The organism is Streptomyces sp. NPDC005533, assembly GCF_042871845.1.
GTDB lineage: Bacteria > Actinomycetota > Actinomycetes > Streptomycetales > Streptomycetaceae > Streptomyces.
Map to the genome: position 1 here is coordinate 250,058 of NZ_JBIAJH010000002.1, position 8,970 is coordinate 259,027.

8 protein-coding genes are annotated in these 8,970 nt (G+C 74.0%); 3 read left to right on the plus strand and 5 right to left on the minus strand.

Going from position 1 to position 8,970, the window contains the following annotated elements:
• Positions 1-1,116, plus strand: coding sequence for an ABC transporter ATP-binding protein (locus ACFYP3_RS03265; RefSeq protein ID WP_388825912.1), 1,116 nt, complete (start codon positions 1-3; stop codon positions 1,114-1,116).
• On the plus strand, positions 1,113-1,772 hold the full coding sequence (locus ACFYP3_RS03270) for an HAD family hydrolase (protein WP_388825915.1): 660 nt from the start codon (positions 1,113-1,115) through the stop codon (positions 1,770-1,772). Before ACFYP3_RS03265 ends, ACFYP3_RS03270 begins: the two co-directional genes overlap by 4 nt.
• Before the next feature lie 21 nt (positions 1,773-1,793).
• Here ACFYP3_RS03270 and ACFYP3_RS03275 read toward each other — a convergent pair whose 3' ends face one another.
• On the minus strand, positions 1,794-2,348 hold the full coding sequence (locus ACFYP3_RS03275; RefSeq protein ID WP_388825918.1) for a DUF4232 domain-containing protein: 555 nt from the start codon (positions 2,346-2,348) through the stop codon (positions 1,794-1,796).
• A gap of 112 nt (positions 2,349-2,460) precedes the next feature.
• Positions 2,461-2,973 (minus strand): hypothetical protein, encoded by a 513-nt coding sequence (locus ACFYP3_RS03280; RefSeq protein WP_388825921.1) that lies wholly within the window; start codon positions 2,971-2,973, stop codon positions 2,461-2,463.
• An 86-nt stretch (positions 2,974-3,059) separates the two neighbouring features.
• Here ACFYP3_RS03280 and ACFYP3_RS03285 point away from each other — a divergent pair, with 86 nt between their 5' ends.
• On the plus strand, positions 3,060-4,169 hold the full coding sequence (locus ACFYP3_RS03285) for a DUF2330 domain-containing protein (protein ID WP_388825924.1): 1,110 nt from the start codon (positions 3,060-3,062) through the stop codon (positions 4,167-4,169).
• Positions 4,170-4,200: 31 nt separating this feature from the next.
• Here the strand turns inward: ACFYP3_RS03285 and ACFYP3_RS03290 are convergent, their stop codons facing one another.
• From ACFYP3_RS03290 to ACFYP3_RS03300, 3 genes are all read right to left on the minus strand, one after another.
• Complete coding sequence (locus ACFYP3_RS03290) at positions 4,201-5,826, minus strand: carboxylesterase/lipase family protein (RefSeq protein WP_388825927.1); 1,626 nt, start codon at positions 5,824-5,826, stop codon at positions 4,201-4,203.
• A gap of 125 nt (positions 5,827-5,951) precedes the next feature.
• Positions 5,952-6,932, minus strand: coding sequence for a 5'/3'-nucleotidase SurE (gene surE / locus ACFYP3_RS03295; RefSeq protein ID WP_388825930.1), 981 nt, complete (start codon positions 6,930-6,932; stop codon positions 5,952-5,954).
• A 107-nt stretch (positions 6,933-7,039) separates the two neighbouring features.
• Positions 7,040-8,293, minus strand: coding sequence for an MFS transporter (locus ACFYP3_RS03300; RefSeq protein WP_388825933.1), 1,254 nt, complete (start codon positions 8,291-8,293; stop codon positions 7,040-7,042).
• Between the last annotated feature and the right edge of the window lie 677 nt (positions 8,294-8,970).

Sequence of the window (8,970 nt, forward strand, 5' to 3'; positions counted from 1 at the left end):
ATGCCCACCACCCTCTCCGCGCCCGGGAAGCCGGCGGACCACACCGCCCCCGCGGACCGCACCGAGCAGCCGGGCGGCGCGCGCGTCGAATTCCGGGGCCTGCGCAGGGCGTTCGGCTCCACCGTCGCCCTCGACGGACTCGACCTGACCGTCGAGCCCGGCGAACTCCTCGCCCTGCTCGGTCCGTCGGGCTGCGGTAAGACCACCGCCCTGCGCGTCGTCGCCGGCTTCGAGCAGCCCGACTCCGGCGAGGTCCTCGTCGACGGACAGGACATCACCCGGGTCCCGGCCAACCGCCGCGACGCCGGCATGGTCTTCCAGTCGTACAGCCTCTTCCCCAACCTCACCGCCCGCGACAACGTCGCCTTCGGGCTTCGCGTCCGCAAGGTCGGGGCGGCGCAGCGCCGCGAACGCGCCGCCGAGCTCCTCGACCTGGTCGGCCTCCCCGACCACGGCGACCGCTACCCGCACCAGATGTCCGGCGGCCAGCAGCAGCGCGTCGCGCTGGCCCGCGCCCTGGCCCTGGGCCCGCGGGTGCTGCTGCTCGACGAGCCGCTCTCCGCGCTGGACGCCAAGGTACGGGCGAACCTGCGCGAGGAGATCCGCCGCCTCCAGCTCGCCCTGGGCATCACCACCGTGTTCGTCACGCACGACCAGGAGGAGGCCCTGTCGATGGCCGACCGGGTCGCCGTCCTCAACGCCGGCCGGCTGGAGCAGTGCGCGGCCCCGGCCGAGCTGTACGACCGCCCCGCGACCCCCTTCGTCGCCGAGTTCGTCGGCACCATGAACCGGCTGCCCGGACGGCTCGCCGACTCCGGCCTCGTGGAGGTGGCGGGAACGCGCCTGCCGGTGGACGGCCCGGTGCCCGCGACCCCGGACGTGGAAGTGCTCGTACGACCTGAGAACGTCACAGCGACCGCCGACGCGCAGGGCACGGCCACCGTGGTGTCCGCCTCCTTCTTCGGCTCCGTGACCCGGCTCCACCTGGAACTGCCCGGCGGGGTACCGGTCAAGGCCGACCTGCCCTCGCGGGACGCGGGAGCCCTGGTGCCCGGTGCGCGGGCCGCCGTGGGACTGGCCGAGCGGCCCGTGCTCGTCGTGGCCAGGTCCGTGTGAGCGCCCTCGCCGCGGTCCTCTTCGACATGGACGGCACCCTCGTCGACACCGAGGGGCTGTGGTGGCGGGCCACCGAGGAGGTGGCCGGGGGCCTCGGCCACCGGCTCACCGACGTGGACGCCCCCGAAGTGGTCGGCCGCGCGGTCGAGGACACCGCCGCGCACCTCGTCCGGGTCTCGGGAGGGGGAGACCCGGACGAGGTGGGGGCGGCCCTCACCGACAACTTCTTCCGCCGGGTGGAGCAGGGGGCGCCGATGCGGCCCGGCGCCCAGCGGCTGCTGACCGCGCTCGCGGCGCAGGGCGTGCCCTTCGCCCTGGTCAGCGCCTCCCCGCGGGTGGTCGTGGACTCGGTCGTCGGGGGCTCGCTCGCCCACGTCCCCTTCGTGTTCACCCTGTCCGCCGACGACACGACGCGCACCAAGCCGCACCCGGACCCGTACCGGGCCGCCGCAGGACGCCTGGGCCTCGAACCGGGGGAGTGCGTGGCGGTGGAGGACTCGCCGGACGGCGCGGCCTCCGCGGAGGCCGCCGGCTGCGGGGTCCTGGTCGTACCCTCGCTGCTGGCCGTCCCCGCTTCACCGAAGCGGGTGTTCGCCCGCTCCCTGGAGGAGGCCACGCCCGAACTCCTGCGCAGCTGCCTGCCCGCCCCGACCTAGGACATCCGCGTCCTGACGGCGTCAGGAACCGGCGGCGCGGAAGGCCGTGGCGCGCACCGTGGTGCCGCAGAGCGCGAACTCCCCGCCGCCGTCGGGCGAGACCTGGAGTCCGCCGCCGCCCACGCCCACGACGATCGAGGGCGCGACGGTCGGCTCGGCGCCGGAGGCACAGTACCCGTCGGCCTCACCGAGCACCGGGGTGAAGGTCAGCCGGGTCCAGGCCCGGCCGCCCACCGGCAGCTCCACCGCTCGCGCCCGGCCCTGGGGGACCACGTTCAGGGGCTTGTTGCGGTCCGGCGAACCCTGACCGGCGAGGGCCACCGACGGGAACCCCTTCAAGGAGCACGCCGCGGGCCCTTCGTTGGTCACGGTGACCCGCACCTGACTGCCGCGGACCTGCCGGGCGTCCGCGCCGAGCTGTGTGCTCGTGCAGGGCGGGGCGGGGGCCTGCGGCCCGGCCGGCTGCCGCGCGGCGGCGCCGGGGCCCGTGGCCAGCAACAGGCCGCAGGTCACGGCGCCCGTCGCGAGCCAGAGGATCGAGGTCCTGGCGACGCCTGCACGCGTCGTGCCCTTCATACGGTCTCCTCGAGGTCCGCGGCAAGCCCGCTCACGCCGGGCCACATCTCAGCCTCGCACCACCCCTGCCCGACGGCACCCGTAGCGCTCTGACCTGGAGACGAGGCACCCTCTAGGAAGCCGGCAGGCCGAGAATTTCCAGGATGCCCTCCGCGTAGGCGGCGGGTCCCGAGCCGGGAGCCGCGGCGAGTTCGCGGCGGAAGCCCGCGGTCCCCGTACGGATGAAGGCGACGCACTGCCCGTGCAGTCCGGCCTCGTGGGTGCCGCCGTCGTCCACCGTGCACAGCAGGGCCAGCAGCGTCCACAGCAGCGCCTCGCGCGTCGCCTGCCGCGGCGGGTGCGCGGACCACACGGCCATCAGCACGGCGCACACCGCCGGAGCGGGCGGTTTCAGGTTCTCCGCGAAGAAGGCATGGCCCTCCAGCGCGTGGAACGCGGCCGGATGTCCCTCGGCGGCATCCCGCACGGCCGCCACCAGATGACCCGCCGACCGGCCGCAGCCGCACTCCGTCGACTCCCAGTCGTGCCGCGCGATCTCCGCCTCCACGGCGTCCGGAACCAGCGGACTGCGCGGCACGGCGCCCTGGCGCGGCAGAGCATGCTGCCGCTTCTCACTCCCCCTCATGGGGCACAGTATGAGCCCAGGGCGCGCGGCTCTGCGAGGGGGGTCGGAACCGGATCACCAGGGCCTTCGTCTGAGAGCCCGTGTGGATGAAACGAAGAATTCCGGCCTTGCTCCTCGCGCTGCTCGTGACCCAGCTCGGCGCCCTCGTCAACCCCGCGTACGCGTGCGGATGCGGGGCCATGGTTCCCGACGGCCAGTCCCGGCTCGGCGTCGACCGCGAGACCTCCGTCGTCCGCTGGGACGGCCACAGCGAGCAGATCGTCATGCGGTTCACCGTCCGCGGCGACGCCCAGCGGGCCGCCTGGATCATGCCGGTGCCCGGGCGGGCCACGGTGGAGCTCGGCGACGGCGACATGTTCGGCGCACTGCGGGACCTGACCCGGCCCGAACGCAAAGCCCGGTACTACTTCTGGCCGCGCGACCGCGACTGGCCCTTCTCCGCCGACCGCGATGACCTCGTCGGCGACGCACCCCTGCGCCCCGGGGACGCCGCCGTCGGCGTCGTCGGCCGCGAACAGCTCGGCGACTTCGACGTCGCCCGCCTCACCGCCACCGACCCGAACGCCCTGAAGGCCTGGCTGGAGACCAACGGCTTCACGCTCCCCGACCGCCTCGCCGCCGAGGTCCAGCCGTACGTCGACCAGCGGTGGGAGTACGTGGCCGTCCGGCTCGCCCCCCACCACCAGGGCACGGTGCTGCGCGGCGAGCTCGACCCGCTGAAGATCCGCTTCGACAGCGACCGGCTGGTCTACCCGATGCGGCTCTCCCGGATGGCGAAGACTCCCCAGTCACTCGGCCTGTACGTGCTGGCCGACCACCGCATGGAGCCCGCCTCCACCATCGGCGGCTCCGCCCCGAAGGTGACCTTCGCGGGCAGCGTGCACCCGAAGGACGGCCCGATCGCCGAACTGGCGGGCGGCAAGCCGGTGTTCCTGACCGCGATCGACCAGGAGTTCCCGGAGCCGGGCCGCATCGACGCCGACCACGAACTGCGCGCCACCGCGGAGGACACCCCGTACCGCCGGGCGGTCTACCACAACGAACTGCTCACCGTGGGGCCCGGCATCCCCGTCTGGCTCCTGACGGTCACGGCCGCCCTGGTGGCACTGGCGGGCGCCTGCTTCGCGCTGGTCCGACGCCGCAGCCGCAGCCGCCGCCGGCTCCGGCTCCGGCTCCGCGAGGACGGAGCCGCCTGAACTCCCCGCGAGGCGGCCCCGTCCCGGCCGGTCAGAGGGACCGGGGAGGCAGACTCCGCCAGAAAGCGCACTGGTGGTCCTCAGCGAAGGACGACGTCGCCCGCGTCGCCGACGGGTTCAGACTGAGGACCGTACCGGCGGCGGCGCCGGCCGGCGGCCACGCGGTCTGATCCGACACGACGGGGGCGCCGAAGCGCGCGAACGCGGCCCAGTAGCGCTTCATCCGGGTGCCGAGCGCCGCCTGGGCCGGGGTCAGCGGGCGCTCGCCCATCGTGAAGTCGTGCAGGTAGGCCAGCTCCGCGCTGTGCGCGTTCGACTCGTCCAGGCCCGGCACCTGCGCCCCCGCGAGCGTCGGCGACTGCGGGTCGTCGAACTCGTACACGTACGTCGGCACCTGGGACGCGAACAGCTGCGCCGTCCACGCCGTGTGGCAGGCGAACGTCGAGTCCGTCATGACGGCCGACAGCGCCAGGTACGGCGAGCCGTGGGCCGCGACCGGATAGCGGGCGAGCACCTCGGGACCCGCGGCCCCGTAGTCCGCCAGGACCTGCGCGGTGTACTGCTCAGCCGTCAGGTGCGGCTGCGTCAACGCCACGAAGAAGCGGGCCTCGGCGCGCGTGCTCCCGATCAGCACCGGCACCTTGTTCCACGCGCCGCTCCCGATGGCCTGCGCGGGCGGGACCGGCAGCAGCCCGTCACCCGACGCCGGGCCCTGGGTGGGCAGCGTACGGGCCGCCTCGACCAGCGCCGCACCGGAGGCGGCGCGCAGACAGGCGGCCACCTCGGACGCGGCGGCGCATCCCGCCCGCGCGGCGAAGGACCGGGCCTGCCCCTCGGCGCTCGCGCTGTCCGGCGTACGCAGCAGGGTGCACGGACCGCTCTGCAGCACGGCCCGGTGGAAGAGACCCGCGGCAGAGGGGGCCGCCAGCAGCGCACAGACCGAACCGCTGCCCGCGGACTGCCCGGAGATCGTCACGTTGCCCGGATTGCCGCCGAACGCCGCGATGTTCTGCCGGGTCCACTGCAACGCAGCGATCTGGTCCATGAGACCGAAGGAGCCGGAGTGTTGGGCGTTCTCCCGGCCCAGCTCGGGCAGCGCCAGGTAACCGAGTTGCCCCAGACGGTAGTTGATGCTGACGACCACGCTCTGGGTGAGATCGGCCATCGTGCGTCCGCCGAACTGCGTCCCCGTCCCCTGGCTGTACGCACCCCCGTGCATCCAGAGGACCACCGGGAGCCGGGCGCCGGGGCGAGCGGTCCGGGGCCGGTAGACGTCCAGGTACAGGCAGTCCTCGCTGACGGCGCGCGGATCGGCCAGGCCGAACGGCGAGAACTGGAGGCAAGCGGGGGCCTGTTGCACGGCTTCGCGCACCCCGTTCCACCGCGGAGCAGACCGGGGCGCCCGCAGCCGCGCCTCCCCGACCGGGGGAGCGGCGTAGGGAACACCGAGGAACTCCTGCGCGCCGTCCCGTGATTGTCCGCGCAGGCCGCCCTGCGCCACCGTGACGACCGGGCGCGGCGAGCCGGCGGCCGCCGATGCCGAGCGTGAGGGCGCGGCGGCCGCTGCCGGAAGCGCCGAAGCGAGCAGGGTCACCAGTGCGAGGGCCGTGCCGAGCAGGGGTCTTGCCGAAGACAGCCGACTGCGGGGCCTCTTCATCCGTCCTCCTGGAGTCGTGCGGGGTGCGTGGGTGCGTGTGTGAGTGCGCGTGCGTGCGTGCGGGGGCGTGGCGCGAGGCCGGGGCGGAGCGTCGGGCGTGCTCCGGCCCCGGCCGGTCCGCGGTCCTACGGACGGAGCCCGGCGAGCAGGGCCGAGGTCATGGCCTGGTCCGCCGGCCCGGTGTTCCAGTCGGAGTTCATCGGGCTGACGGCGATCCTGCCGGCGGCCACCGCCTCGACGTCACCGCCCTTGGCGGCGGGCTTCAGGGCCACCTTCACGCCCACCTTCCAGGTACCGTCACCCGCGTCGGTGAAGTCCGGCTCGAGGAAGTTCTGCGGGTCCTGGAAGGTGGTGGCCACACCGGCGGCCGTGCCCTTGCCGTCCGCCCCGACGACGGGGTGGTTGACGTTCAGGCCGACGCCCTTGGGCAGCAGGGGGCCGGACCGGGCCCGGACCCGCAGCCGGCCGATCAGCCTGACCGCGAAATCGAGCGTGGGACCCATGGCGTTGACCGTGGTGACCGGGTCGGGCGCGCTCAGGCCGCCGGTGCTCAGCGCGATGGCCGGCACGCCGCTCTCCAGCGCGGCGACGGCGCCGCCGACCGTACCGGAGTGGGTGGCCAGTCCGGCGACGTTCGGGCCGAAGTTGGTGCCGGAGACGACCAGGTCGGGGGCCTTGCCGGCGAACACCTCGGCCAGCCCGAAGGCGACGGAGTCGCCCGGAGTGCCGTCCACGGCCCACACCTTCGGCTCGGGGTGCTTCACCGAGATCGTGGGGGCACCGCTCAGCATCTTGGTGCCGGTACCACTCTGGTTGGTGAGCGGGGCGACGATCGTGACGTCGTGCCCGGCGGCTGTCAGCCGCTCGAAGGCCTTACGGATGCCGGGCGCGGTGTAGCCGTCGTCGTTGGTGAGCAGGATCCGCAGCGGACCGGCGGGCGGCGCGGCCGCCGGCTCCGCGGCCGCCGGCTCCGCGGCCGCCGGCTCCGCGGCTGCCGGCTTCGCGGCGGGCGCGGTCTGCGGCGCCGCGACCGCGGGTGCCGTGCCGGCCAGGGCCGGCGTGCACAGCATCAGGGCGGCCAGCGGCAGAACTCGCTTGCGTCTCACAGAGTGCTCCTTCAGAGCGGAGGGGGAGAGGTGAGGGTGGGCGGGGTGGTGCGGCCCGACGGGCGCGCGACCCTCGGCGCGCGCCCGCTGGAGCTCGGGCCGGGCGGTCAGCGCACGCTGCGGATCGGGAGGATGGCGAGCGCGCCGATCAGGGAGAGGGCTCCGCCGACCAGGAAGAGCGGGGTGTACCCGCCCAGCGCGGTGACGACGGCCGAGGCGACGAAGGGGGCGATGATCTGCGGTCCCGCGTTCGCGATGTTGAGGACGCCCATGTCGCGGGCGGCGTCCTCGGCCCTCGGGAGTACCAGGGTGACGAGTGCGGTGTCGACGGCCATGAAGCAGCCGAAGGCGAGGCCGTTGAGCGCGCTGAAGACCAGCATCCCGGTCCAGGTCGGGCTGACCACCGGGACCACCATGACCAGCCCGGCGAGCGCGGCCGATACGCCGACGAACACCTTGCGGCGGTCCAAGCGGTCGGACAGCAGGCCGCCGAGCACGGTGGAGAGGGCCATGGCGAGCATCGACACCGGAGTGAGGACGGCCATCGCGGCGGGCGGGGTGAGTCCGTCCGGCAGCGTGATGTGGTCGTCGAGGATGTACAGCTGATACCCGACGACGGCGAAGTAGCCGAGGACCATCAGGGCGCGGCCGATGAAGGCCCAACGGAAGTCGTGGCTGCCCAAGGCCGAGAGGAAGGCGGCGAGTTGGGCGCGCTTGGGCGCGGCCGACACCTCGACGGCGGGCTCGGTGCGCGGGACGTCGCGGCAGAACCCGGTGAGCAGCAGCGCGGACACCGCGACGATCGTACCGAGGATCAGGTAGCCGGTGAGTAGGTGCTCGGCGGTGTTGGAGGCGACGAGCACGCCGACCGTGCCGCCGATGGGCAGACCGAGCCCCACCAGCGCGGACGCGGTGCCGCGACGGGCTACGGGGATCCGGTCCGGGACGATCGCGGTGACCGCGGCCTGGTAGATGTTCATGGTCGCCTGGATCAGGCACCAGCCGATGCCGACGAGCAGCGCGGTGTTCACGCTGCCGAGCAGGCCCAGACAGACGAGCGAGGCCAGGCCGCCGCCCAGGATCCAGGGATTGCGGCGGCCGCTGCGGTCGGAGAGGGCACCGGCGATCGGGTTGAAGGCGGTGGCGAAGATCGCGCTGATGCCGCCGATCAGTCCCAGGACGGCGACCTTGTCATCGGGGGCGATCTCGGCGATCTGGGTGGGGAGCAGGACGGATCCGACACCCATGTAGACGGCCATCAGGGCGGAGTTGGCGACCAGCAGCAGGGGCAGCAGCCCCCGCTGGAGGGCGGGTTCCGGCTTCGGAGGTACGGGTGTGTCGAGGGCTTCGGGCGTGGCCATGAGGACTCCTCGGGGGACGGAGCGGGGAGGTGGCGGTGCGTGGGGGAGGGGGCGCCCCGCGAGCGGAGGCCGGGCGGCGGTGTCACCGGGGGTGGGGGCGGACGGCCGCGGTTGACTTGATGTTGTTACACGTGTCACCAAGTGCGCTGGAGACTGTGTAGCACCCCTTCCCAGGGCCCGCCAAGGGCTGCGACGGGTCAATGCGCAGATCGTGACCGGCGGCGAAGCTGGCATGGCATGACGTGTAACCGGCCGATTAAGGTCGCTGCGCAGGGCCGATGTGTCAAAAAAGCCTCTTGTACTTGTGGCGGCGGTCACACATCGGCAATACTCCGTGCCGCACCGCGACGACCCCGCCGGTTGTCGGGGGTCGCGCGACGCGGCAACCCGTCCGACGCACGCGGCGAGCGCGTCCCCCTGAACCCCCGCCGGGCTCGTGCGGCCCGGCACGGCGCCCCCCTCCGGCTACCGCCGGGAGGCGCTCGCCGTCATCCGCCCAGCCGCCGCTGGGAGGTTCCCGCCGTGCCGAGTCCACGGTCCGCCGGCCCGCGCGGGGCGCGTCCGAGAGCACACCCGCCCCTTGGTTCGCACCTGGGGGTGCCCGGTAGGGCGTCCCTTTCCGGCTACCGCCGGGAGGCGCTCGCCGTCATCCCCCCAGCCACCGCTGGGAGGTTCCC

Coding starts and splice junctions, on each gene's coding strand:
- ACFYP3_RS03280 (WP_388825921.1), bottom strand. CDS start 2,973: ATGAGGGGGAGTGAGAAGCGGCAGCATGCTCTGCCGCGCCAGGGCGCC.
- ACFYP3_RS03290 (WP_388825927.1), bottom strand. CDS start 5,826: ATGAAGAGGCCCCGCAGTCGGCTGTCTTCGGCAAGACCCCTGCTCGGC.
- ACFYP3_RS03265 (WP_388825912.1), top strand. CDS start 1: ATGCCCACCACCCTCTCCGCGCCCGGGAAGCCGGCGGACCACACCGCC.
- ACFYP3_RS03300 (WP_388825933.1), bottom strand. CDS start 8,293: ATGGCCACGCCCGAAGCCCTCGACACACCCGTACCTCCGAAGCCGGAA.
- ACFYP3_RS03285 (WP_388825924.1), top strand. CDS start 3,060: ATGAAACGAAGAATTCCGGCCTTGCTCCTCGCGCTGCTCGTGACCCAG.
- ACFYP3_RS03275 (WP_388825918.1), bottom strand. CDS start 2,348: ATGAAGGGCACGACGCGTGCAGGCGTCGCCAGGACCTCGATCCTCTGG.